Origin of the sequence: Bradyrhizobium campsiandrae (assembly GCF_014529705.1) — a bacterium.
Classification (GTDB): Bacteria; Pseudomonadota; Alphaproteobacteria; order Rhizobiales; family Xanthobacteraceae; genus Bradyrhizobium; species Bradyrhizobium campsiandrae.
Genome location: NZ_JAANIH010000338.1, coordinates 1 through 249, shown reverse-complemented (window position 1 = coordinate 249; position 249 = coordinate 1). Strand labels below are relative to the sequence as shown.

Sequence of the window (249 nt, the reverse complement as noted above, 5' to 3'; positions counted from 1 at the left end):
CGCACCAGCCACATCGCCTTGCGCTGCGCCTCGCTGGTGGCGATGACGCCGTCGCTGACAAGCCCGGCCTCGAGCGCCCGCTCGAGCACCGTCTGCATCGTCGCCGCGAGCGCGGCTGCATCGCCGGCGTCGGCCTGACGTCGGACACGGCCGTCCCAGTCTCCAGCGTGCCTGCTTTCATCGACCAAGCCACGGCGGCCGTGCGCGCGATCGTGCCGGATCTGGCGTTCATCATCGTCGGCCACATGG

At 71.1% G+C, this 249-nt stretch carries 1 pseudogene; it reads right to left on the bottom strand.

Annotated features, from left to right (window positions below):
- Positions 1-249: pseudogene (locus tag G8O24_RS44175) on the bottom strand (hypothetical protein); the annotation flags it as partial.